The 24,543-nt window shown below is 64.9% G+C and carries 16 protein-coding genes and 1 riboswitch; of the genes, 4 read left to right on the top strand and 12 right to left on the bottom strand.

The annotated features are described in order from the left end of the window. Positions 1-102 precede the first annotated feature (102 nt). Positions 103-795, top strand: a complete 693-nt coding sequence (locus tag AC788_RS05610; RefSeq protein WP_049859605.1) for a DUF421 domain-containing protein — start codon at positions 103-105, stop codon at positions 793-795. 2 nt (positions 796-797) lie between these two features. On the opposite strand, the gene AC788_RS05605 is transcribed toward AC788_RS05610, so the two are convergent. The 9 genes from AC788_RS05605 to AC788_RS05565 all read right to left on the bottom strand — a co-directional run bounded on the left by AC788_RS05605 (position 798) and on the right by AC788_RS05565 (position 13,472). Then, entirely contained in the window at positions 798-1,361 is a 564-nt protein-coding gene (locus tag AC788_RS05605; protein WP_049859604.1) for a vWA domain-containing protein, read from the bottom strand. Positions 1,362-1,453: 92 nt separating this feature from the next. After that, positions 1,454-2,455, bottom strand: coding sequence for an ATP-binding protein (locus AC788_RS05600; protein ID WP_049859603.1), 1,002 nt, complete (start codon positions 2,453-2,455; stop codon positions 1,454-1,456). A 13-nt stretch (positions 2,456-2,468) separates the two neighbouring features. Continuing rightward, positions 2,469-6,221 (bottom strand): cobaltochelatase subunit CobN, encoded by a 3,753-nt coding sequence (gene cobN / locus AC788_RS05595; RefSeq protein WP_049859602.1) that lies wholly within the window; start codon positions 6,219-6,221, stop codon positions 2,469-2,471. A 3-nt stretch (positions 6,222-6,224) separates the two neighbouring features. Continuing rightward, positions 6,225-7,289, bottom strand: a complete 1,065-nt coding sequence (gene cobW, locus AC788_RS05590) for a cobalamin biosynthesis protein CobW (RefSeq protein ID WP_049859601.1) — start codon at positions 7,287-7,289, stop codon at positions 6,225-6,227. Between the two features lie 89 nt (positions 7,290-7,378). Continuing rightward, positions 7,379-7,574: riboswitch (cobalamin riboswitch) on the bottom strand. Positions 7,575-7,605: 31 nt separating this feature from the next. Continuing rightward, positions 7,606-8,361 (bottom strand): ABC transporter ATP-binding protein, encoded by a 756-nt coding sequence (locus AC788_RS05585; RefSeq protein ID WP_049859600.1) that lies wholly within the window; start codon positions 8,359-8,361, stop codon positions 7,606-7,608. Next, a complete protein-coding gene (locus AC788_RS05580) occupies positions 8,358-9,398 on the bottom strand; it encodes a FecCD family ABC transporter permease (protein WP_082223574.1) in 1,041 nt (346 codons plus the stop codon). Before AC788_RS05580 ends, AC788_RS05585 begins: the two co-directional genes overlap by 4 nt. Continuing rightward, positions 9,395-10,423 carry an ABC transporter substrate-binding protein gene (locus AC788_RS05575; RefSeq protein WP_049859599.1) on the bottom strand — a complete coding sequence of 343 codons (1,029 nt, stop codon included), beginning with the start codon at positions 10,421-10,423 and terminating at the stop codon, positions 9,395-9,397. Before AC788_RS05575 ends, AC788_RS05580 begins: the two co-directional genes overlap by 4 nt. A 218-nt stretch (positions 10,424-10,641) precedes the next feature. Further along, positions 10,642-11,814 (bottom strand): HlyD family secretion protein, encoded by a 1,173-nt coding sequence (locus tag AC788_RS05570; protein ID WP_049859598.1) that lies wholly within the window; start codon positions 11,812-11,814, stop codon positions 10,642-10,644. After that, positions 11,811-13,472, bottom strand: coding sequence for an MFS transporter (locus AC788_RS05565; RefSeq protein WP_049859597.1), 1,662 nt, complete (start codon positions 13,470-13,472; stop codon positions 11,811-11,813). The genes AC788_RS05570 and AC788_RS05565 overlap by 4 nt, the downstream gene beginning before the upstream one ends. A 308-nt stretch (positions 13,473-13,780) precedes the next feature. Between AC788_RS05565 and AC788_RS05560 the strand changes: the two genes are divergently transcribed. The 3 genes from AC788_RS05560 (at position 13,781) to AC788_RS05550 (ending at position 18,477) form a co-directional block, all read left to right on the top strand. After that, positions 13,781-14,836 carry a hypothetical protein gene (locus AC788_RS05560; RefSeq protein ID WP_049859596.1) on the top strand — a complete coding sequence of 352 codons (1,056 nt, stop codon included), beginning with the start codon at positions 13,781-13,783 and terminating at the stop codon, positions 14,834-14,836. 126 nt (positions 14,837-14,962) lie between these two features. Beyond that, on the top strand, positions 14,963-16,447 hold the full coding sequence (locus AC788_RS05555; protein ID WP_049859595.1) for an ATPase domain-containing protein: 1,485 nt from the start codon (positions 14,963-14,965) through the stop codon (positions 16,445-16,447). Between the two features lie 2 nt (positions 16,448-16,449). Next, entirely contained in the window at positions 16,450-18,477 is a 2,028-nt protein-coding gene (locus AC788_RS05550) for a hybrid sensor histidine kinase/response regulator (protein WP_049859594.1), read from the top strand. 1 nt (position 18,478) lies between these two features. Here the strand turns inward: AC788_RS05550 and AC788_RS05545 are convergent, their stop codons facing one another. From AC788_RS05545 to garD, 3 genes are all read right to left on the bottom strand, one after another. After that, on the bottom strand, positions 18,479-20,896 hold the full coding sequence (locus tag AC788_RS05545; RefSeq protein WP_442965533.1) for a UvrD-helicase domain-containing protein: 2,418 nt from the start codon (positions 20,894-20,896) through the stop codon (positions 18,479-18,481). 247 nt (positions 20,897-21,143) lie between these two features. Further along, the gene (gene pgm, locus AC788_RS05540; RefSeq protein WP_049859592.1) at positions 21,144-22,784 is read right to left on the bottom strand and encodes a phosphoglucomutase (alpha-D-glucose-1,6-bisphosphate-dependent); all 1,641 of its coding nucleotides are present in this window, start codon (positions 22,782-22,784) and stop codon (positions 21,144-21,146) included. Between the two features lie 147 nt (positions 22,785-22,931). Further along, complete coding sequence (gene garD / locus AC788_RS05535) at positions 22,932-24,485, bottom strand: galactarate dehydratase (RefSeq protein ID WP_049859591.1); 1,554 nt, start codon at positions 24,483-24,485, stop codon at positions 22,932-22,934. Positions 24,486-24,543 lie beyond the last annotated feature (58 nt).

Below are 24,543 nucleotides of genomic sequence, written 5' to 3'. Positions count from 1 at the left end.
GCACGGACCCTTGACGCCACATAGGGCGTCAGCGGTACGTCTCGCAGACAGCCAGCACCGCCGGTGTACAATCGGCGCTTTTGGTCAGGCAAAGGATTGGAAATGCAGGCGTTCGATTGGCATCGTGTGCTGCTGGGTGAAGTCAACATGGGCTTTCTCGGCGAGGTGGTCGCCCGCACGCTGATGGCCTATGTGGTGGTCTTCCTGTTCCTGAAGATCGCCGGGCGACGCGGGGTGCGCCAGCTTTCGCTGTTCGAGCTGGTGGTGATCCTGACGCTGGGCTCGGCGGCAGGCGACGTGACCTTCTATGAAGACGTGCCCATCCTGCCAGTACTGGTGGTGTTCGTGGCGATGATCATCCTCTATCGCCTGACCACCTTTCTGACCGAACGCAGCGGTCGCTTCGGCGAATGGCTGGAAGGCAAACCGTTTCTGATCATCCGCGACGGCGTTTTCGAGCTCAAGGCGCTGCAGAGCGGCAACATCACCCACGCCGAGTTCCTGATGGAACTGCGCCTGCGCGGCGTCGAGCACCTGGGGCAGGTGCGCCTGGGCATTCTGGAGGTCAATGGCGATGTCAGCCTGTACTTCCACGAGCGTGAAGACGTCAAGCCGGGGCTGTCGATCCTGCCGCCCGAGCATCGTGTGTCACTGACCAAGGTTGACCGTGAAGACCTGTATGCCTGCGAATACTGTGGTCACCTGGAAACCCTGCGTAATCAGCAGGCACTGCCCTGCCCTCGCTGTGACAATCCTGTATGGAGCAAGGCCCTGAGCAACCCCCGGGCCAGCTGAGGCTAGGCCCGTGGCAGATCTTCCAGATGCCGGTACTCGGCGTTCAACGCCGATGCCAGGGTGCGGGCCCGACCCAACCGGATCGGCCCCCCCTCCATGTCTACCAGCAATGCCGGGCACCCCAGTGGCGCCACGCCGTCCAGCGACTTGAGGCGCCCGTCGGTGAACACCAGGCAGCGCTGGGCTTCCTCGGGATAGCGTCGCCCGCGCTGCTCCAGCCAGTCACGGGCCTGATCCAGCGCCGCCAGCAGCGGCGTGCCGCCACCGGCGCCCAGCTCGGCGAGCCAGGGTTGCAGAGCTGCCGAGGCTTTCAGGCCGTGGCATTGCCAGGCCGGCCCGCTGCCACTGGCGGTCAACAACGCCAGTCGTGCGCGCTGCCGGTAGGCATCGTCGAAGACCTGCGCCAGGACACCCTTGGCCTCGGCCAAAGCGCCGTGCCGGCGGGTCGAGGCAGAGGCGGCGACCACCACCAGCCATAGTTGCTGCGCCGCGCTGCGCCGTTGCTGCCAGCGCAGGTCATCGCGCTGGCGAGGTCGTCCTTGCAGCAGCGTGGCCGGCCAGTCCACCGTACCGGCCGCCGCCGCGCGCGCCGGACCCTGTCGCCCTTGTTCGAGGTGGCCCTTGCCGGGCCGAGCATCCGCTGGGCGCGGACGGATGCTCAGGGCTTTTTTGGCCAGCTCGGTACGCTGCGGCGTTCACCTACCGGAACGGCCTGGGCGGGCATGTCGCCCCACTGGCCCTGACCCGGATCGGAAGGTTGCGCGGCACTCGCAGCGGGCGGCGGCGCTGGCTTCGACTCGGGCTGGCGCGGTGCCTGGCGGCGATGGCGCAGGGCGAACTCGGCCACGGCTTCGACGTCCTCCTCGAGAATCTGCTCAGCCCCCCGCCAGGCGGCGTGGGCACGTGCCGCGCGCAGCCAGACCAGGTCGGCACGCAGGCCATCCACGCCCGCGGCGAAACAACGGGTGGTGATGGCTTCCAGCGCCTGATCGCACAGCGGGATCGATTCGAGGCGTTCCCGCGCCTGCTGGCAGCGCAGCCGCAGCGCTGACTGCGCTGGAGCCCACTGTTCACAGAAGCTTTGGGGATCGCTGTCGAAGGCCAGGCGACGGCGGATGATCTGGCCACGTTCGGCGGGCGCCGGCTGGCCGTCCAGGGCGATGTTCAAACCGAATCGGTCGAGCAGCTGCGGGCGCAACTCCCCTTCCTCCGGGTTCATGGTGCCGATGAGCACGAAGCGCGCTGCATGAGCATGGGAAATACCGTCACGCTCGATGCGGTTGACGCCACTGGCGGCAACGTCCAGCAGCAGGTCGACCAGATGGTCGGCGAGCAGGTTGACCTCATCGACGTACAGCACGCCGCCGTCGGCCTTGGCCAGCACACCGGGCGAAAAGCGTGCACGCCCTTCACCCAAAGCGGCTTCCAGATCCAGCGTACCCACCAGGCGGTCTTCACTGGCACCCAGGGGCAATGTCACCAACTGACCATCGGCAAGCAGGTCGGCCAGGCCGCGCGCCAGCGTGCTCTTGGCCATGCCCCGCGGCCCTTCGATCAGCACGCCGCCGATGCGCGGGTCGATGGCGGCCAGGCACAGCGCCAGCTTCAGCGAATCGGCGGCCACCACGGCGGCCAGCGGAAAGTGCACGGTGTCGGTCATTGCAGGGCTCTCTTCAGGCATCTTCTTCGGTATCCAGCAGCAGGTCTTCCACGGCCTGACGGTAGTCACCGGGCTCGGCCCACAGGCCACGTTGCTGAGCTTCGAGCAGGCGTTCGGCCATGTCGCGCAGGGCCGCAGGGTTGTGCTCCTGCAGGAAGCCGCGGGTGTCCGGGTCGAGCAGGTAGGCGTCGGTGAGCAAGGCGTACTGATGGTCGTCGATCAGGTGGGTGGTGGCATCGAAGGCAAACAGGTTGTCGACCGTCGCGGCGAGTTCGAAGGCGCCTTTGTAGCCATGTCGCTTGACCCCTTCGATCCACTTGGGATTGGCCGCACGGGCGCGCACCACCCGGTTCAGCTCTTCCTTCAGGGTGCGCACGCGTGGCAAGTCGGGTTGGCTGTGGTCGCCGTGGTAGCTGGCCGTCGTCTGTCCGCTCAGGGTTTCCACGGCGGCGAGCATGCCGCCCTGGAACTGGTAGTAGTCGTTGGAATCGAGCAGATCGTGCTCGCGGTTGTCCTGGTTCTGCAGCACCGCCTGGACCTGGCCCAGGCGCCGCGCGAACGGCGAGCGTGCCGCAGTGCCCTCGTCATCCGCGCCGTAGGCATAGGCACCCCAGTTTAGATAGGCCTCGGCGAGGTCTTCGCGGGTCTGCCAAAGACGGCCGTCGATGGCGCCTTGCACACCGGCGCCGTAGGCACCCGGCTTGGCACCGAAGATCCGCCAGCCCGCCTCGCGGGCGGCCTGCTCGGCCGAGACACCCTCGGCCAGCAACTGCGCCTGTTCACTGCGAACCTTGGCCGCCAGGGGGTTGAGGTCGTCGGGCTCGTCCAGCGCAGCCACGGCCTGCACCGCGGCATCGAACAGACGCAGCAGGTTGGCGAAGGCATCGCGGAAGAAGCCGGACACACGCAGGGTGACGTCCACCCGCGGGCGGTCGAGCAGGCTGAGCGGCAGAATCTCGAAATCGTCCACGCGCTGGCTGCCGGTGGCCCACACCGGGCGCACGCCCATCAGGGCCATGGCCTGCGCAATGTCGTCGCCACCGGTGCGCATGGTCGCCGTGCCCCATACCGACAGGCCCAGCTGACGCAGGTGGTCGCCATGGTCCTGCAGGTGCCGCTCCAGGATCAGGTTGGCCGAGGCGAAGCCGATCCGCCAGGCGGTGGTGGTCGGCAGGTTGCGCACGTCCACGGAAAAGAAGTTGCGCCCCGTGGGCAACACGTCGAGACGGCCGCGGCTGGGCGCCCCGCTCGGCCCGGCGGGCACGAAGCGGCCTGCCAGGGCGGCGAGCAGCCCGTGCATCTCGGCCGGCCCGCAGGCATCCAGGCGCGGCGCCACAGTGTCGCGCAGGTGACCGAGAATGAGCTGCACGTCATCGAAGCCATCACCCAGCTCGATCGGGCCGTCCAGTGCGCGTTCGATCAACTGTGCGGCGTACAGCTCGAGTCGTTCGCGACCGTCACCGGCGCTGCGCCACGGTTCGGCGGTCAGCTCGGCCAAAGCTGCGGGCCGCGGCCCGCTCCAAGGGGCGCCGAGATCGCAGTCGAGCGGGTCGAAGCCCAGCGCGAAGGCCTTGGCCAGAGCGCGCAGCAGGCTGGCCTGAGCGCCCTGGCCGTTGCCCCGTGGGATGCGCAGCAATGCCAGCAGGGTATCGGCGCGCAGACGGCCCTGGGGCGACTCGCCGAACACGTGCAGACCGTCGCGAATCTGCGACTCCTTCAGATCGCACAGGAAGGTGTCCAGGCGCGGCAGCCAATCCGCCGGCTCGGCCCCTTCGGCCATCTGCAGTTCGTGGTCGATGCGGGTCTCGCGCACCAGCGCCAGAATGTCCTTCTCCAACGCCTGGGCGCGGCGCGGATCGAGCATCTGTGCGTCGTAGTACTCGTCGGCCAGCAGTTCCAGGTCGCGCAGCGGCCCGTAGGTTTCGGCGCGAGTCAGCGGTGGCATCAGGTGGTCGATGATCACCGCCTGGGTGCGGCGCTTGGCCTGGGCGCCCTCGCCCGGATCGTTGACGATGAACGGATAGATGTTGGGCATCGGCCCCAGTATCGCGTCGGGCCAGCACTGTTCGGAGAGGCCCACACCCTTGCCCGGCAACCACTCCAGGTTGCCGTGCTTGCCGACATGGATCAGCGCATCGGCGCCGTAGGTGTGGCGCAGCCAGAAATAGAACGCCAGGTAGCCATGGGGCGGCACCAGGTCGGGGTCGTGATAGACCGCGCTGACGTCCACCTGGTAGCCACGGGCCGGTTGGATGCCGACGAAGGTCAGGCCCATGCGCAGACCGGCGATCATCATCCGGCCATTGCGGAACATCGGATCGGCTGCCGGCTCGCCCCAGCGTTCGCGGACGGCGGCCTGATTGGCTTCGGGCAGCAAGGCGAACGCGGCCAGGTAATCGTCCAGCGCCATGCTCTGGGCACAGGGGCGCAGGTCCAGCTGTTCCAGGTCGTTGGTCACGCCACCGAGCAAGGCGTGGATCAAGGCCGTGCCGCTGTCGGGCAGATCGGCGACCGGGTAACCCTGCTGCTGCATGGCGCGCAGGATGTTCAGCGCCGCCGCCGGGGTATCCAGACCGACGCCGTTACCGATGCGACCATCGCGGGTCGGGTAGTTCGCCAGCACCAGGGCGACACGCTTGTCGGCATTGGGCAGGCGCGCCAGGGCGGCCCACTTGCGCGCCAGTTCGGCGACGAAATCCATGCGCTCGACATTGGCGCGGTAGCACACCACGTCGCTCTGGCTGCGCTCGTTGTGCCAGGCCAGGTCCTTGAAGCTGATGGCGCGACTGATGATGCGCCCGTCCAGCTCCGGCAAGGCGATGTGCATGGCCAGGTCGCGCGCACCCAGGCCTTGGGCGTTGGCTTGCCACAACGCCTGGTTGTCCTGGGCGCAGATGGCCTGGATCACCGGAATATCGCGGCGAAACGGGCGCAGATGCGGGGTTTCAGGGCTGGACTGGGCGAAGCCGGTGGTGTTGAGGATGATCGCGGCATCCACTTCGTCCATCCACGCCTGGACCTGCTCCAGGCACCCCGCTTCCTTGAGGCTGGCCACGGCGATCGGCAACGGGTTGAGCCCGGCCGCCTGCAGCCTGGCACAGAAGGTGTCGACGAAACCGGTGTTGGCCGCCTGCAGGTGCGAGCGATAGAACAGCAACGGCACCACAGGCCAGTGCGCTTGCCACTGCGCCTGCCAGTGGGCCAGATCGGCGGTCGGTTGCGCCGGATGGTAGATGACCGTGCGTGGCAGGGCCTGAGGCGCCTCGCTGGGTTCGGCGCGACCGAACCAGGTATTGCCGAGGTAGCCGAACAGGTTGCGCGCGTTTCCCATGCCGCCCTGGCGCAGGTACTGCCACAAGCGGTCGGCCTGTTCGGCAGGCACCGTACAGCGCTCGGCCAGTTCGGGATCGGGGCGATCGCAGCCCGGTACCAGGATGACCTGCACGCCCTGCTCGGCCAGTTGCATCAACTGCTCGACGCCGTAGCGCCAGTAGCCGATGCCGCCGTGCAGGGAAATCAGGATGACCTTGGCGTGGCGCAGCACCTGGTCGACGTAGAGGTCGACCGAGGCATGGTTCTGCACCTGCATGGGGTTGGCCAGGCGCAGGCTGGGGTAGTCCGTCGGCAGATGCCCGCTGGCCTCGGCGAGCAGCGCCAGGTGCGAATCACCGCTGCAGAGAATCACCAGTTCGGCAGGCGTCTGGCCAAGGTCGGCGATGCTGTCGTCCGGCACGAAGCCGCCCGGCTGGGTTCTCAGCAGGTGCATGGGTCAGGCTTCCAGGGCCGCGCGCAGTTGCGCTTGCAGCGACTGCGCGTCGAGGTCCTGGCCGATCAGCACCAGGCGCGTGCTGCGTGCTTCGTCAGCGGCCCAGGCGCGATCGAAGTGCTTGTCGAAACGCGTGCCCACGCCCTGGATCAGCAGGCGCATCGGTTTGCCCGGAATCGCCGCGAAACCCTTGACCCGCAGGATGCCGTGTTGAACCACGGCGGCGTTGAGCGCCTGCAGCAGCTTGGCCTCCTCAGCCTGGGGCAGCTCGATGGAGATCGAGTCGAAGGCATCGTGGTCGTGATCGTCGTGGTCGTCACCCTCGTGATGGTCATGATGGGTCTTGCGTGCGTCGATGTGCTGCTCCGATTCGGCACCCAGGCCCAGCAGCACCGCCAGGGGCAAGCGACCGCTGCTGGCTTCGACCACCTTGACCGCTGCCGGCAGTTCTTCGGCCACCTCGGCGCGCACGGCGGCCAGGGCCTGGGCATCGATCAGGTCGGCCTTGTTGAGGATCACCAGGTCGGCGCTGGCCAATTGGTCGGCGAACAGCTCGTGCAGCGGCGACTCGTGGTCCAGGTTGGGATCGAGCTTGCGCTGGGCGTCGACCTGGTCGGGGAATGCGGCAAAGGTCCCGGCCGCCACTGCCGGGCTGTCGACCACGGTGATGACCGCATCGACCGTGCAGGCACTGCGGATTTCCGGCCACTGGAAGGCCTGGACCAGCGGCTTGGGCAAGGCCAGCCCGCTGGTTTCGATGAGAATGTGGTCGAGGTCGGCGCGGCGGGCGACCAGCTCGCGCATGACCGGAAAGAATTCGTCCTGAACCGTGCAGCACAGGCAGCCGTTGGCCAGCTCGTAGACGCGGCCGTTGGCCTCCTCTTCGGTGCAACCGATGGTGCACTGCTTGAGAATTTCGCCGTCGATGCCCAGCTCGCCGAATTCGTTGACGATCACGGCAATGCGCCGACCCTGGGCGTTGTCGAGCATGTGCCGCAGCAAGGTGGTCTTGCCCGAGCCGAGGAAGCCGGTGACGATGGTGACGGGTAGTTTGGACAGCGTTTTCATCGGGTCGCCCTGATTGCGCGGCAGGGCACGAGACGAGCGCCGCTACGGCAGGCGCCGGCATTCGTCACCGGATCACCCCGCCCGGTTGAATAGGAAAGAACGGCGAGGCAGGTCTCCTGGCTCGTGATGCCGGCCCCGCGGGCCGAGGCTGCAGCGCCTTCCCGCGAACGATCGCAGTGGCCTAGGCGCAGCCTTCATCACTTACAGTTGCGGGGGCAGCCGCGGCTTGGACCGCGTTCCCGTCTTAGCTCTGCCGGGCAGAGAACCTCGAACGCGCAAGGCTAACACAGGGCACGAGATGTGTCAGTGACGCGGCTCAGACCCGATAGCGCACGTGCGGTCGACCGTCGGCCAGACTGACTTCGGCGTGTACGCCGTAGACCTCGGCGATCAGGCCCTCGGTCAGGACCTGGGCCGGCGCGCCGCTGGCCACCAGGCGCCCGTCCTTGAGCACCACCAGCACGTCACAGAACATGGCTGCCAGGTTCAGGTCGTGGATCGCCATCACGCAGGTCAGCGGTAGGTCCTGGATCAGGTGCAACAGTTCCAGTTGATGCTGGATATCGAGGTGATTGGTCGGCTCGTCGAGCAGCAGTTCGCTGGGCTGCTGGGCCAGGGCGCGGGCGATCTGCACCCGCTGCCGCTCGCCGCCGGACAAGGTGTGCCAGCGCCGCTGCGCGTGGCCGCCCAGGTTGACCTGAGCCAGTGCCTGGGCAATGGCCCGATCGTCTTCGCGCAGCCACGGTGCGAACGGCGAGCGATGGGGCGTACGACCCAGGCGCACGACCTCCTCCACGCGAATGTCCACCTCGGTGCTGGCGTGCTGCTCCACCATCGCCACTTGCCGGGCGATGGTGCGCCGCGCCAGGTCGGCCAGCGGCTGATCGTCGAGGCTGACCTGCCCGTGGCTGGGACGGTCCAGCCCGGCCAGCAGGCGCAGCAGCGACGACTTGCCCGAGCCGTTCGGGCCGATCAGCCCGACCAGGCTGCCCGGTGTGATGGCCAGGCTGACGTCGTCGAGAATCAGCAGCCCACCGGCCTTCCAGCTGACGTGGTGCAGGTGCAGGCTCATGCTCGACGCCTCGCTCGGTACAGGATCAAGGCAAACGCCGGGGCGCCGACCAAGGCCGTGACCACGCCGATGGGCAATACCTGGCCTGGCACGATGATGCGCGCGACGATGTCGGCCAGCACCATGAAATTGGCGCCGATCAGCACCGAGGCGAGCAACAGCCGAACATGGCTCGGACCCACCAGAAAGCGGGCAATGTGCGGTACTACCAGACCGACGAAGCCCACCGCGCCGACGATGCTGACCAGGGTGGCAGTGATCAGCGCGGTGGTTGCAAACAACACCAGGCGCACCGCCACCACCGGTACGCCCAGAGTTGCGGCAGCGTCCTCACCGAAAACGAAGGCATCCAGGGCGCGAGCGAAGTACAGGCACAGCAACAGGCCTGCGCCGACCACGACTGCAGCCAGGCCCACGTCGGGCCAGCGCACCCCGCCCAGGCTGCCGAGCAGCCAGAACATCACGCTGCGGGCCTGTTCGGCATTGGCCGAGGTCGAAACGATGTAGGCGGTCAGCGCATTGAACAGCTGCGATCCGGCCACGCCGGCGAGAATCACCTGGGCCGGACCGCTGCGGGCACCCGCAGCCAGCAGCAGCACCAGGCCGAACGCCAGCGCGGCGCCGAGAAAAGCCCCCAGGGAAATACCGATCACGCCGCCGCCCAGGCCCAGCAGCATGATCATCACTGCGCCGGTCGATGCGCCGGCAGAGATGCCCAGCACATAGGGTTCGGCCAGCACGTTGCGCAACAGCGCCTGCAGCACCGCACCACAAATCGCCAGACCCGCGCCACAACAGGCGGCCACCAGCGCGCGGCTCAGGCGGTACTCCCAGATGATTCCCTGGACGATACGGGGCACCGCGTAGTCGCCCAGGCCGAGGCCGTTGAGCAGTGCCTTGCCGACCGTGCCCAGGTCGATGCCCATCTCCCCTACCGATACCGCCAGGGCGATCGATACGCTCAGCGTTGCCAGGGCCAGCACAGCCAGCAGGCAGCGCCAGATCCAGCCATCTTCACGGGCCAGGCGCTGGATCAAGGGGTGGCCCGTGTACGCTCGAGGCCCGCCGCGATGTCTTCCACCGCGCGCACCACATCCATGGACGGATTCAGCGACTGGGCATCGACGACGATGATGCGGTCGTTGCGTACCGCATCCAGCTCACGGGTCACCGGGTCGCTGCGCAGGAAGGCCAGCTTCTTCTCGACATCGTCGGCCGGATACAGTCGACGTTGCATGCGGGCGACGACGATCACGTCGGGGTTGCTGGCAGCGATGCTTTCCCAGCTCACGCCAGGCCACTCCTCGTCACTGTCGACGATGTTGCGCAAACCCAGCAGGCGATTGATATAGCCCGGCGCGCCGTTCTTGCCGGCCACCCACGGGTCCCCTTCCAGGCGCGTGCTGGAGAACCAGTACACCACTGACAAGGGTTTCTGCCCGGTGCGGGCGGCGCGTTCGGTGGCGGCCTGGATGCGCGCCTGCAGCTGGGCGGTCAAATGCTCCCCGGCAGGCTCGACGTCGAAAATGGTTGCCAGCTCGCGAATTTCCTTGTTCACCAGGTCCATCGAGAACATCTGACTGCGACTGCCGTCGGCATTGGAAGTGGCGGTAACCTGCTTGCCGTCGCAGTCGCTGGGCGATACGTAGGACGGGATGCCGAGGCTGGCCAGTTGCTCGGGTTTGGCGACTTCACCGTTGGGGCCGACATGGTAGGTGTACTGCGCCACCACAATGTCGGGCGCAGTATTGGCCACGGCTTCGAAGCTGGGCGCATTGTCGGCCAGGCGCGGCACCTTGGCATTGTCGGCGCGCAGGTGCTCGGGCAGCGGCCCGAACCAGACCCCGGTGCCGACCATGCGCGGTGCCAGGCCCAGTGACAACAGAATCTCCGTGCTCGCCTGACCCAGGCTGACCGCGCGCTGTGGCGCCGCCTGGATAGTCATCGGCGCTCCACAGTTGGGCAGGGTCAAAGGGTAGTGGGTGGCGGCGAGGCTGGCACCGGCGGCGAACAGACCGACGACAGCGACGCTGGCGTGGGCAAAGACGGCAGAAAAACGCATGGCAACTCCTTGGATGGCGCGTCCAACAGGTTCAGGAAAATCCCAGGGGCAAGGTCTGGCTGACGACATGTAACATGCCGATCACAGTGGCGCGACCGCGCCGGATTCGAACCGGCTTCCTGCACTGGGCGAAGACAAACGGCGCTGACGGTAGGCGACCCGTCGGCAAAGATCAAATGGTTTAGCCCCGACTAAGGGGTGCAACCGCATTGGCCGCCCTAGGGCGCGCCGTCGCTCGGCGGATCCGTGCGGTCCTGCTCGACCACATAACCGGTGTCGATGCTGACCACGACCGACATGCCGGGCCGCAGACGTTGCGCTGCGGCCTGGTCCGGGTCCACGGTGATGCGCACCGGAATGCGCTGGGCGATCTTGACGAAGTTGCCGGTGGCGTTGTCGGCCTGCAACAGGCTGAATTCCGAACCCGTCGCCGGCGATATGCGCTGCACGTGCCCGCGCAGTCGCAGGTGATTGAGCGCGTCCACGGTGAAGGTCACCGGCTGGCCGATTCGCACGTTGGCCATCTGGGTTTCCTTCATGTTGGCCACTACCCACAGCGTGTCGGGGACCAGCGCCATCAATTGCGCCCCGGAGTTGACGTAGGCGCCCAGGCGCACGCCGATCTGCCCCAACTGGCCGTCGCGCGGCGCTACGATGCGGGTGTTGTCCAGGTCGATGCGGGCCAGCTCCACGGCGGCCTCGGCGTTGGTCACGTTGGCTTCCAGCGAGTCGCGGTTGACGATCACCGTCTGCAGGTCTTCGCGAGCGATCGCCAATGCGGCCTTGGCCTGCGCCACCGACGCCAGCGCCTGGGCATTGGCGGCTCGGGTCACATCCAGCTCGCGGCGCGACACCGAGCCATCGCTGACCAGGTCCTGGTTACGGCGCAGGTCCGCGGCGCCCTTGCGGGCCTGCGCTTCACTGTCGACGACCGCCGCCTGGCGCTGGGCGATGGTGGCTTCGGCACTGCGGCGCTGTTGCAGGTTGTTGGCCAGTGCGGTTTTCTGCACTTGCACCTGGGCCAGCGCCTGGTTCAGGCGTTGCCTATAGATGCGGTCGTCCAAACGCACCAACAGGTCGCCGGCCTTGACGAACTGGAAGTCCTGCACCGGCACTTCGTACACATAGCCCGCCAGCTGCGGCCCGATGATCGTTACCTGGCCACGCACCAGCGCGTTCTCGGTGCTTTCGATGTGGCTGCTGAACGGTGGTAGCTGCCAGGCATACAGCACGATCGCCACGCCCACCAGCGCCACGCTGGCGAAGATCAGGCTGGACAGTACCCGCACCCGTCGCGAGCGCGGTTCGGTGGCTGCCGGATTGGGCGGCGGAGTCTGGCCTTCGGGCGTGGCGGCGATGGCGTTGGTGGTCGTGGACGTCGGTTCGGTCATGAAGTGCTGGCGCCGCTGGTGGATACAGTAGGTGTCGCGGCGGTGGTGACCGCCCGGGTAGTGCTCATCAGCCACAGGCTGCGTACGAAGATCCACAGCATGGTCAGTACGGCAATGATGCAGATCAGCATGAAGACATCGTTATAGGCCATGACGTTCGCCTCGCGGGTGGCGGCGGTGGCCAGGGCGCGGGTGCCCAGAGTCGTGCGCAACGCGGGGTCGGCGACGCTCGCCAGGTAGCTCGCGGCGGAGCCGCTGATGCGCGCTTGGACCAGCGGATCCAACAACGTCAGGTGCTCGACGATCATGCTTGAGTGGTATTTCTCGCGCACGATCTGGAACGTGCCCAGCAACGCCGCGCCGATCAATCCGCCGAGGTTGTTGCAGATACCGAACAGGACCGAAAAACTCACCAGGTTGCGCGGGTTGGTCAACACGTGGCGCATGCCCAGCACCATGGTCGGCCCCAGGAAAAACGTGCCGCCAAAACCCAGCAGGAACTGGCTCAGGTACATGTTGGCCGGACGCGTGAGGTTGCTGGAGAAACTGTCCATCGCCGAGCCCACGGCCATCAGGGCCAGGGCGATGATCAGCGGCATGAACAGATGCTCCGGGTTGATCGTCCAGGCGCTCACGGCCAGCCCGGCCACCGCGCCACAGAGCATCACCACATAAAGGGTGCGCATCTGCTCCTGGCCCATGTTCAGCACCTGCAACAGCCCCACCGCCCCGGTGGACTGCTCCGACAGCACCATGCGCGTGAGAATCACCGCCAGGGCCAGGCGGATGGCGACGCCGCTGCCCAGCCAGCGGGTCATCAGCATCGGGTTGCTGCGATTGTGCTCCACGGCCAGCCCACCGAGGATCAGTACGATCGCCCCTGCCGACGCCCAGCCGATCCAGTCCGCCTCCAGCCACCAGTCGATCCGCCCCAGCGACAGCACGGCGCAGAGCAAGGCGATGCCCGTCGCCAGGATGGCGAAAATCAGGAAATCCAGCGGTTCGAAGGTCTTGAAGCGGTCGCCCGGCGGCAGCTTGAGCAGGAACACGCAGCCCAGCGTCAGCAGCGCCATGCCCAGCTCGAACAGATACAGGCCGCGCCATTCGGCGATCTGCAGCAAGTCTTCGGAGAATACCCGAGCCAAGGGCAGCGCCAGTTGCGAGGTGCCCAGGCCCAGCACCAGGGCCTTGAGTCGCCACTTGGCGGGAAAGGCCTGGATCATGTAGTAAAGGCCGAGGGAACTCAGGGCCGCGCCGACCATGCCATGTGCGGCCCGCACGGCGATGGCCGAAGCCAGGTCGTTGACGAACAGATGGCCGAAGGTCACCAGGGCGTAGAGCACCAGAAACAGTTCGGTGAAGGTGCGCAGCCCGAATTGCTGGCGAAACTTGACCAGCAGCAGGTTCATCGACACGTTGGTCATCACGTAGGCGGCCGGCAGCCAGGCCATCTCTGCGGCCGTGGCGCCGAGCGCGCCTTGCAGAAATTGCAGGTTCGCCACCACCAGTGAGTTGCCCAGGCCACCGGTCAGGGCCACCAGCAAGCCCACGATGCCGAACGCAAGGCGCTTGGGAGTCGAATGCAAGGGCGTCGAGGGCGAGCCCGGCAGGTTCGGCTTTTCGTGAGGCAGCCAGTCGCGGCTCGTGTAGCGGGACATGCGGTGGCCTTGGCAGGTGGCGAGCGGAACGTTGGAAAGGGTGCGCTAGGGTCTGTGTGAAAAGTCTTGAGACGAAGGTCAGGCAAGGCGAAAACAGCCGAGGAAGCGGAGTTTACGGGTTGTAAATGAGCATTCCGAGGCTGTTTTCAACGCAGCATCACCGAGTATCAAGGCTTTTCACACAGAGCCTAGTAAACCTCACCCATGGGTGGCTTGCCAATGGTCGCCGCCCTCTTCGATTTGACTGCGCCTCGGCAGTGACCCAAGCTGAATACCCCGGCCAAGCCTGCGCCTCTTCGGATACCTGCATGTCTAAACGCGTTCGCCTTTCGCTGATCTTGATTGTGTTTTCTCTGCTGCTGGCAGGCCTGTGGTATGCCTTGCGCCCCGCCGCCACCACGGCGCCGGTTGCACCGCAACAGGGCTACACCAAGGCCCTGAACCAGGCCCGCAACGGTCAACCAGGCGCGGCCCGCGTGCTCTATCAGCAGCTGGCGCGCAGCGATCTTGCACCCGAGCGCCGCGCTGCGCTGTATGCCCAACTGCACAACTACCCCAGCCCGCAGGCGCTCAAGCTGGCCAGCGCCGATCTGCACAGCGACGAGGCGCAGGTACGACATGCCGCGATCGATGCGGTAATCGGGCTCGTCCCCGAAAGTCAGCGCAGCGTGCTGCTCGGGCCGTTGCTGGAAGACGAGGACCAGGCCATCCGCTTCCATGCCGCCCGTGGCCTGCTCGGCCTGCCGGTCGATGAGTTGGGGCTGTATTTCGCTCACCTGGACAAGGTGGTGAACGCCTACATCGCCGACCTGCAAGGCCACACCGACGACGCCACCGCGCAGCTCGAACTGGCGCGCCTGTATCTGCACGATGCAGCCTACGAGCAGGCAGAGGAGGCCCTGACTCGCTACCGCACCTTGGCGCCGGACGACCTTGAAGCCATTGCCGTGCAAGTGGAGCTGCTCGAACGCCAAGGCAAAAGCGACTCGGCCCGCGCCTTGCTGGCTGAGCAGTTGCTCGCCCATCCGCAATCGGCGCTGTTACAGCAGCAACTGGGCCTCTGGTTGATGGCCCATGACGAGGACGAATACGCCCTGCTCGCCCTCGCCCGAGCGGTGGAACTGGCACCGGACAACAACGATTACCGCTACGTGCTGGCCACCAACCTGCACGACCTGCAGCAGATCGAGGCCGCACAGAAACAGCTGGAAGAGATCCTTCGCCGTGATCCGGCCAACCGCCGCGCCCGGGTGCTGTTGATCCAGTACTGGAAAGAAACCGGGCAGTTGCAGAATGTGCAGATACTGTTGGCCGAACTGGAACAGCAGAACGCCGACGATCCAAGCCTGCAACAGGGCCTGTAAAATCGCCTGGGTCCAATGGTGAATTTCGGTCATGCCACACAGGAACCCCGCTACCGGCACGGTGTCCAGTATCATGCTGTAGCACATTGCGCAACGCAGCCCTTCCCGCTACCCGAGGACACCTTTTTGAAGACGGCCAAAGCAGCCACCGGCATTGCCGGGCTGGACGATATCTTGGGCGGAGGTCTGACCCGCAGCCATATCTTCCTTCTGGAAGGCCAGCCGGGCGCAGGCAAGACGACGGTAGCGCTGCAATTTCTCCTCGAAGGCGTTGCGCAGAACGAGACCTGCCTCTATATCACCCTCTCCGAAACCGCCAGGGAGCTGCGCGAAGGCGCCCTTTCCCATGGCTGGGAGCTGGACGAACGGGTCACGGTGTTCGAGCTGACCCCACCCGAATTGGTGCTGGACCTGCAACAGCAGCAAAGCCTGCTGTACAGCAGCGACCTGGAACTAGGCGAAGCGACCCGGCAGATCTTCGATGAAGTGGAACGGGTAAAACCCTCCCGAGTGGTGTTGGACAGCCTCTCGGAGGTGCGTCTGCTGGCTCAGGGTTCGCTGCGCTATCGCCGGCAGATCCTGGCCATCAAACACTATTTCGCCCGCTTCCATGCCACGGTGCTGCTGCTCGACGACATGACCAGCGAGCCGCTGGACAAGACGTTGCACAGCATCGCCCACGGCGTGATTCGCCTGGAAGAAACCGCACCCGACTACGGTGCCGAACGGCGCCGTCTGCGCATCATGAAATACCGTGGGCAGAAATACCGCGGTGGCTATCACGACTTCACCATCCAGCCCGACGGTATTCACGTTTACCCACGTCTGGTGGCGGCCGAGTTCCGTGCTCGCTACGAACGCAGCCAGCTAACTTCGGGCATCGCCGAACTGGACGCGCTGCTGGGCGGCGGTGTCGAGAACGGTTCGAGCACCTTGATCATCGGCCCTGCCGGTACCGGTAAATCCTTGCTCTCCATGGTCTTCGCCGCCGCAGCGGTGGAGCGTGGCGAAAAAGTCGCGCTGTTCATCTTCGACGAAGAACTCAGCCTGCTCTTCGAGCGCATGAAGAACCTGGGCATCGACCTCGAGGCCTACCAGCATCGCGGCCAGATGATCATCCAGCAGGTGGACGCCGCCGAGCAGTCGCCCGGCGAGTTTGCCCACATGGTGCGTACCAGCATCAACCTGCACTCCATCAAGACGGTCGTGATCGACAGCATCAACGGCTACCACGCCGCCATGATGGGCGAAAGCACGCCGGTGCTACACATCCACGAGCTGCTGCTCTACCTCAACCGCCTGGGCGCCTCCACCTTCATGACCGTGGCTCAGCAAGGGCTGGTCGGCGACATGAAGGCGCCGGTGGACATCACCTACCTGGCCGATACGGTCATCCTGTTGCGCTACTTCGAGGCGCTCGGCAACGTACGCCGTGCAGTGTCGGTGATCAAGAAGCGCTTCGGCAGCCATGAAAACACCATCCGCGAATACAAGATCAGCAGTCAGGGCATGACCGTTGGCGAACCACTGAGCGCGTTCCAAGGGGTGCTGCGCGGCGTACCGACCTACATCGGTGAAGCCCGCCCCCTGCTCGAAGCAGACGATCAGTGAAGATGTCCATACCCACCTCGGAGCGGGTGCTGGTCCTGGCGCCCCTGGGACGCGATAGCCAGGTCGCCTTGCAGATCCTGGGCCAGGCGGGCATCGAGGGGGCTGCGGTGGCGGATGTCGACGAGCTTTGCACACACCTGCAACGCGAGGGCGCGGGCGTGTGCCTCATCGCCAATGAAGCGCTGTCCGAAGCCCGGATGCAGCCCCTTCTGGTGTATCTGAGTCAGCAACCGGCCTGGTCCGACCTGCCGATCGTGCTGATGACCCACCAGCGCGCCGCCGATCAGGCGCAGTCCATGCACCTCGCGGCGCGCCTGGGCAACGTGACCTTCGTGGAGCGCCCGTTCCACCCCATGACCCTGGTCAGCCTGGCCAAGACCGCCATTCGTGGCCGTCGCCGTCAATACGAAGCCCGGGATCGTCTGCTCGACCTGAGTGAAAGCGAACAGCGCTTGCAACATGCCATGAGCGCCGGTCGCCTCGGCGCCTGGGAACTGACCTGCCACCCGCTGCAGTTGAATTGCTCGAACCGGACCCGCGCCCATTACGGCATCGAGGCCGGCGCTCGCTTCGATTACTCAGATTGGCTGTTGTGCGTTCATCCCAGTGATCAAGCGATGATGCAGGAGGCGCTGATCGACAGCCTGCAACTGGGTGCCGATTTCGCCGCGCAATTCCGCAATCGCTGGCCCGACGGTTCGCTGCACTGGGTCGACGTGCGCGCCCGGGCGATCCCTGACGAGAAAGGCCTGATCCAGGCGTTGGTCGGGGTGACCACCGATATCACCGAGCAGAAGGCCGCCGAACAGCAGTTGCGCGAACTCAACGGCAACCTGGAACAGCAGGTCGAAGAACGTACCGCTCAGGTGCGCATCAACGAAGAAGCCCTGCGCCAGGCGCAGAAGATGGAAGCGGTCGGCCAGCTGACCGGGGGCATTGCCCACGACTTCAACAACATGCTCACCGGCATCATCGGCAGTCTGGAACTGATGCGTCGACGCATGAAGCGCGATCAGTTCGACGACCTGCCCAAACTCATCGATATGGGGATCAGCTCGGCCAACCGCGCGGCGTCGCTGACCCACCGGCTGTTGGCGTTTTCTCGCCGTCAGTCTCTGGATTCCAAGCCGGTCCAGGTCAACGAGCTGGTCCGCTCGATGGAAGAGCTGCTGCACCGCAGCCTCAACGAGAGCATCACCTTGCACCTGCGCCTCGATCCGGAACTATGGATTGCCGAAGCCGACCCGCATCAGCTGGAAAGCGCCCTGCTCAACCTGGTGATCAACGCCCGCGACGCCATGCCGGGGGCTGGCGAGGTGATCGTCGAAACGGGCAATCGTCATCTCGACGAAGGCTTCACCTCCGCCCAGCAGAATCTGGAGCCGGGCGACTATATCCTGCTCAGTGTCAGCGATACAGGGCTGGGCATGGACCCCGCCGTGGTCGACCGTGCGTTCGACCCGTTTTTCACCACCAAACCCATCGGCCAAGGCACCGGGCTCGGCCTGTCGATGATCTACGGCTTCAGCAAGCAGTCCCGCGGGCACGTGGCCATCGACAGCACACCCGGCCAGGGCACCACGGTGCAGCTCTATCTACCGCGTTGCTACGCCTCGCAGCTGCCGCACGCGCTGGTGCCGGTGATCGAGTCACCCATGGCGCGCAATGGCGAGACGGTGTTGATCGTGGAGGACGACAATGCGGTGCGCACCTTGGTCTGCGAAGTGCTGCGCGAGCTGGGTTACGGCTACCTGGAGGCAGCCGACGCCAGTGCCGCACAACCGATTCTGGCGTCCGGGCAGCGCATCGACCTGCTGATCAGCGACGTCGGTCTGCCCGGCATGAATGGCCGGCAATTGGCCGAAGTGGCGCGCACCCTGCGGCCTGGGCTCAAGGTGCTGTTCATCACCGGCTATGCCCAGGACGCGGAAGTGCGTGCCGGTTTCCTCGATGACGGCATGCAGATGATCACCAAGCCGTTCGCCTTCGACGTCCTCACCGCCAAGGTCCGGGAGATGTCCCAGGCCTGATTCAGCGCTTGGGCTTGATCCGCAGATCACTGAAGCATGGCAGGCTGGCGTCGACGCGGTCGGAGGCGCGGGCGCCGGGCCTGGTCGCCGTCTCCACGTACCAGTAGCAGCTGTGGATGGCCCGGGTGATCCCGACGTAGGCCAGGCGCAGCGCTTCTTCATGCTGAGCGCTGTCGTAGCCGTCCACCTGCCCCGGCGGCGCCAGACCGGCCAAGGCATATACCTGATTCTTGTAGGGCGAGCGACTGGCGTACTGGCAGTCACCCAGCAGAAACACCGCATCGGCCTGCAGCCCCTTTGCGCTGTGGAAGGTGAGCTGACGCAAGCGGCGCTGTTCTACGGGCAGCGCCTGCTCAAGCTGCAACAGGCCCTGGATATGTTCGGCCAGTGCCTGGCGATCACTGTTGCGGCGATACAGCACCAGAATCGAATCGCCCGCCGCATGATGCTCGGCAGCGCGTCGGGCAAGGTCTGCAAGGTCCCGAGTCAGCACGGTGACGGGCACCGGCTCGCGAGTGAACGTCGTGCGCGCCTGGGCTTTCTTGCCCGGTATGGCCGGCGCTGATGCGACGACATGTTCGGCGGCGTCGATCACGACCTGGTGGCTGCGGTAGTTGTCGATCAGCAGGATGCGCGTGTGCTTGTGGGCACTGAAAGTGCGATTGAATTGCATGAAGTAGCTGGGCGTACTGCCGCGCCAGCCGTAGATCGATTGCCAGTCGTCACCGACGCACATCAGCGAACTGTGCTGGGCCGCTCGCTCACCGGCCAGAGAAGAACCTCGACGAAGGATTTCGGCAAGGCTTGCCTTAAGCCAGCCGACGATCTGCGCAGAAATGTCTTGGAATTCATCGACCAGCAGATGGGACATGGGGCGCAGGGCTTCATCAGGCAGCTCGCCAACCTTGGAGTCAGAGCCCTCTCCCAACAGCGCGAACATGCGGTTGAACAGCATGATCGGCGGGGTCTGCCGTTGCAGGTGCGCCTCAAGCGCTGGCCAGTAGGTACGTAGTGCGGCAAAGAAGGCCGCTTCGGGGTCATCGGTGTCCCAAGTCATTCGGTCGATGGCATCGACTACCTGCAACCCGAGATTCTCGATGAAGGTTGCGGCGCCCACGAAACAATCGAGCAGTGGCGCTGGAGAAAGCTCGCCGGGGAGCTGGTACTCGAAACCCGGACCGGACAGCGCCTTGCTATTCAATGCGCTCAAAACTTTTTTCGCATCGACTGGGTTATCCAGCCAAATTAGTGGCTTATCGCAGAAAGCTTGAAACAAGGTGCGCTTGACGGCCCATTCACCCCAGACCGGTATCTTGGCGCCCGGCCGGGTCAACTGGGGGTCGGTATTGGCATCGAAACCCAATACAACCCATGTGTCGAGTTTGGCAATGTACCCATGGGTATGGAATGTAAATCCTTTTATATCAATTGGTTGACGATCAATCTTGATCCCTTTTATAGGCCAGGCGTTCGTGTTGCGCCATTGATCTTCGATCAGGTCACACAGTTCGAGATCGCGAGCACTGGCCAGGCTCAGGGCTTTGAGGCGTTTCTGTACATCAGGGTCTTGCGGGTCGAGCTTGCGCAACTGGGCTGCGCCTTTGCGCAGGCTGGCGATATGACTGGCAAATGCAGGATCGCTGGTCATCAGATCGCGATAGCACTCGTTCATCAACTGGCGCTGGGTATCGTTGAGACGCAGCTGGAAGGGGTTGGCTTCTTCGGCGCCTGCGCCAGCGGCGCCCAGATTCTCGAAGGCGCGTACGTCGGACAGGCCAGGAAGCGCGTGGACCATGGGCAGAACCAGCGAATGGTAGGTTCTGACGACTTCACGCAGATTCTCGAATAAATAGGAAATCTCCCACTTATCAAAGACTTCACACAACTTCTTGATAAAGTCTCGACGTGACTCCCGGGTGAAGGTTACGACGCTGAGGCTGTCGAGTTCGAATCCCAAGTAGTGGTGCAGGACCAGCACTCTGAGCACCAGCGACGTGGACTTGCCCGCGCCGGCGCCAGCGACTACGCAGGTGGCGGGTGTGGTGCTGAAGATCATCTTCCACTGGGCGGCGCTGGGTTGAGCGTGTTCGGGAAGCCGTGCAGCGACGTCGGCCTTGATGGTCTTTTTCAGGGCTGGGGTGAGTTCCAGTTGCCAGGGGGCGAAGAGCAAAGGCTGTGGCGCAGGTAGCGTGGCGGGCTTCTTTGGCGCACGGGCGGGCCGCTTCGACGTTGATGCGGGCGAGGGTTCGCAGGAGGGTTCGGGCGCAGGTGACTCGATCAGTGGCGTATGGAACCAGGCATCACGTTGCTGCGAACGCAGCCAACGCCAGCCCCGGGCAATCAGGCCCTGAGCCGGACGGTCTTTGTCGGTGGGTTGCGATGACACGAAAACTCCTGGGCATGTCGCGAGAGCCGCAATATACCAAAGATCCTTATCGCTGACGCTGAGCGGGTCAGGCGGTGTGCCTGGGGCCCCGTGGTGCCTGCCGACGCGGCTTGCGCCGCTGCTACAGAGGCCGTGTTTGCCATCGGTCCGCGTGTCGGCGGCGCATGCGGTGCATCTGGAGGACCGCGTTGAGGCCGGACGCGGCTTGCGCCGCTGCTACAGGGATCGCGGTGCTTCTGTAGCAGCGGCGCACGCGGTTTATCCAGGAGGACGCACGAAATCAACCGATGGCGGAATCCACCAACACCTGCGCTTCGGCCACCAGACGCTGCAGGTGGGCTTCGTCGATGAAACTTTCGGCGTAGATCTTGTAGATGTCCTCGGTGCCCGATGGGCGCGCGGCGAACCAGCCGTTGGCGGTGATGACCTTCAGGCCGCCGATGGCCTGGCCGTTACCAGGCGCATGGCTGAGGATCTGTTCGATCGGCTCGCCGGCCAGCTCGGTCGACTTGACCTGCTCGGGCGACAATTTGCTCAGGGCCGCCTTCTGCTGCGGATTGGCCTTGGCTTCCACACGGGTGGAGAACGGCTCGCCCAGGGTTTGCGTCAATGCGTCATAGGCCTGGCTTGGATCGCGACCGGTACGAGCGGTCATTTCAGCTGCCAGCAACGCAGGGATCAGACCGTCCTTGTCGGTGGTCCAGACACTGCCATCCATGCGCAGGAACGACGCGCCGGCGCTCTCCTCTCCACCGAAACCCAGCGAACCGTCGAACAGCCCATCGGCGAAATACTTGAAGCCCACCGGCACTTCATGCAAACGGCGACCCAGGCGTGCGGTCACACGGTCGATCAGGCCACTGCTGACCACGGTCTTGCCCACAGCCGCGTCGTTGCGCCATTGCGGACGGTTCTGGAACAGGTAGTCGATGGCCACGGCCAAATAATTGTTCGGCGCCAGCAAGCCACCGGTTGGCGTCACGATACCGTGACGGTCGTGGTCAGGGTCGCAGGCGAACGCCACATCGAAGCGATCCTTGAGGCCGATCAGCCCCTGCATGGCATGGCTGGAGGACGGATCCATCCGAATCTGTCCATCCCAATCCACGCACATGAAACGGAACGTGGAATCGACTTCGGTGTTCACCACCTCCAGATCCAGCTGATAGTGCTCGGCAATCGCCGACCAGTAGCGCACGCCTGCCCCACCCAGCGGATCCACACCCAGACGCAGACCGGCTTTGCGGATCACATCGAAGTCGATCACGTTGACCAAGTCAGCCACGTAGTGATGGATGTAGTCGTGACGATGGGTGGTCGCCGCTTTCAGTGCTTGCTCATGGGGCATGCGCTTCACATCGCGCAGGCCATCGGCGAGCAATTCGTTGGCTTTGGCTTCGATCCACTTGGTCACGTCACCGTCGGCAGGCCCGCCATTGGGTGGGTTGTACTTGAAGCCACCGCTTTGCGGCGGGTTGTGCGACGGCGTGATCACCACGCCATCCGCCAGGCCGCTGGTGCGACCGCGGTTGTAGCAGATGATCGCGTGGGAGACGGCTGGAGTCGGCGTGTACTCGTCGTCCTTGGACAGCATGACCTGCACACCATTGGCGGCGAACACTTCCAGCGCGCTGGCACCGGCAGGTGTTGACAGCGCGTGGGTGTCGATGCCGACGAACAGCGGGCCGTCGATGCCTTTGCTGCTGCGGTAGAGGCAGATCGCCTGGCTGATGGTCAGAACGTGATTTTCGTTGAAGCTCAAGTCGAATGAGCTGCCACGGTGGCCCGAAGTGCCGAACGCCACACGCTGGGTAGGCTCGCTCGCGTCCGGTTGGCCGGTGTAATAAGCCGTGACCAGACGCGGGATGTCGATCAGCAGCTGGGCTGGGGCAGGTTTGCCCGCAAACGGACTGAGCTTCATGCAAAAACCTCTAATGTAGGTACCGAAACGGAGAATGACAGTTTAGTGGCACTTCGACACTGGATGTAGGGATTTGATTCCCTTTTTTGACGCTTATTTATCGAGCCGACCGGCAGCGGAGTGCCCGCCGCCCGTCGCAGCGCCTGATCAGGTGATCGGCGCAGGGTTGAACAAGGTGATGTCGTTGTGCAGGCGATAGCGCTCGGCCCACGTCTGCTTTTCCCCGCTGGCCACGGCCAGGTAGTAGTGGAATAACTCCCAGCCCAACTCCTCGATGGTGGCGCGCCCGGTCGCAATGCGCCCGGCATCGATGTCGATCAGATCAGGCCAGCGCTCCGCCAGCTCGGTACGGGTGGAGACCTTGACCACAGGTGTCATCGCCAAGCCGTAAGGCGTGCCACGGCCGGTGGTGAATACATGCAGGTTCATGCCCGCGGCCAGTTGCAAAGTGCCGCAAACGAAATCGCTGGCGGGCGTAGCGCAGTAGATCAGCCCCTTGCGATTGACCCGCTCCCCCGGGCCGAGCACGCCGTTGATCGCGCTGCTGCCGGACTTGACGATCGAGCCCAGGGACTTCTCGACGATGTTCGACAACCCGCCTTTCTTGTTGCCCGGCGTGGTATTGGCACTGCGGTCCGCGGCGCCGCGCTCCAGGTAGTTATCGTACCAGTCCATTTCACGTACCAGCTCGGTCGCCACTTCGTGGGTTTCGGCCCGCGAGGTCAGCATGTAGATGGCATCACGCACTTCGGTGACCTCGGAGAACATCACCGTGGCACCGGCCCGAATCAACAGGTCCGAGGCGAATCCCAACGCCGGATTGGCGGTGATGCCGGAGAAGGCGTCGCTGCCGCCGCACTGCATGCCCAGAATCAGCTCGCTGGCGGGCACGGTTTCGCGGCGACGCAGGTCGAGCTTGGCCAGGCGGGTCTCGGCCAGGGCCATGATCTGCTCGACCATTTCCCCGAAGCCATGTCCCGAATCCTGCAAGCGGTACAGCCACGGTTCGCTCAGGTCCACCGAGGGATCGTCCTCGTGCATCACCTGCCCGGCCTGCAATTTCTCGCAACCCAGACCGATCACCAGTGCCTCGCCGCCCAGGTTGGGGTTGCGTGCCAGATTGCGTACGGTGCGAATCGGAATGTAGGCGTCGCGCGCATTGATCGCCACGCCACAGCCATAACTGTGGGTCAGGGCTACCACGTCATCGACGTGGGGATACTTGGGCAACAGCTCTTCACGGATACGTTTCACGGCATGGTCCAGCACACCGGTCACGCACTGCACCGTGGTGGTGATCCCGAGAATGTTGCGGGTACCGACGGTACCGTCGGCGTTGCGATAACCCTGGAAGGTGAAGCCTTCGAGCGGCGGCAGCGCAGCCGGCACCGCGTCGGACATCGGCAGGCTGTCCAGCGGCGGTGCCGACGGCATCGCCAGTTGGCTTTCCTTGACCCAACTGCCTTGGCGAATGGGTTCCAGCGCGTAGCCGATGATCTGCCCGTAGCGCACCACCGTGCCGCCTTCGGCGATGTCGACGGTTGCGACCTTGTGGCTTTGCGGCACGCCTTCGATGACGGTCAGGCCATCAGGAAAGCGACTGCCTTCGGCCACGCCCTGATCGTTGACCACGACCACGACGTTGTCGTCTGCGTGCAGGCGCACGTAGCGGGGAGAATCGGAATGTTCGATCAATTGCATGGCTTGGCCCTTCCAATCAACTCAGGCTGAATCGAGAGCCGCGTGCCGGCACTGCCGG

It is taken from the genome of Pseudomonas sp. RIT-PI-a (assembly GCF_001187875.1).
Classification (GTDB): Bacteria; Pseudomonadota; Gammaproteobacteria; order Pseudomonadales; family Pseudomonadaceae; genus Aquipseudomonas; species Aquipseudomonas coleopterorum.
This window is presented reverse-complemented; position numbering and strand designations above follow the sequence as displayed.

Coding starts and splice junctions, on each gene's coding strand:
- AC788_RS05610 (WP_049859605.1), top strand. CDS start 103: ATGCAGGCGTTCGATTGGCATCGTGTGCTGCTGGGTGAAGTCAACATG.
- AC788_RS05600 (WP_049859603.1), bottom strand. CDS start 2,455: ATGACCGACACCGTGCACTTTCCGCTGGCCGCCGTGGTGGCCGCCGAT.
- cobN (WP_049859602.1), bottom strand. CDS start 6,221: ATGCACCTGCTGAGAACCCAGCCGGGCGGCTTCGTGCCGGACGACAGC.
- cobW (WP_049859601.1), bottom strand. CDS start 7,289: ATGAAAACGCTGTCCAAACTACCCGTCACCATCGTCACCGGCTTCCTC.
- AC788_RS05585 (WP_049859600.1), bottom strand. CDS start 8,361: ATGAGCCTGCACCTGCACCACGTCAGCTGGAAGGCCGGTGGGCTGCTG.
- AC788_RS05575 (WP_049859599.1), bottom strand. CDS start 10,423: ATGCGTTTTTCTGCCGTCTTTGCCCACGCCAGCGTCGCTGTCGTCGGT.
- AC788_RS05570 (WP_049859598.1), bottom strand. CDS start 11,814: ATGACCGAACCGACGTCCACGACCACCAACGCCATCGCCGCCACGCCC.
- AC788_RS05565 (WP_049859597.1), bottom strand. CDS start 13,472: ATGTCCCGCTACACGAGCCGCGACTGGCTGCCTCACGAAAAGCCGAAC.
- AC788_RS05560 (WP_049859596.1), top strand. CDS start 13,781: ATGTCTAAACGCGTTCGCCTTTCGCTGATCTTGATTGTGTTTTCTCTG.
- AC788_RS05550 (WP_049859594.1), top strand. CDS start 16,450: ATGTCCATACCCACCTCGGAGCGGGTGCTGGTCCTGGCGCCCCTGGGA.
- pgm (WP_049859592.1), bottom strand. CDS start 22,784: ATGAAGCTCAGTCCGTTTGCGGGCAAACCTGCCCCAGCCCAGCTGCTG.
- garD (WP_049859591.1), bottom strand. CDS start 24,485: ATGCAATTGATCGAACATTCCGATTCTCCCCGCTACGTGCGCCTGCAC.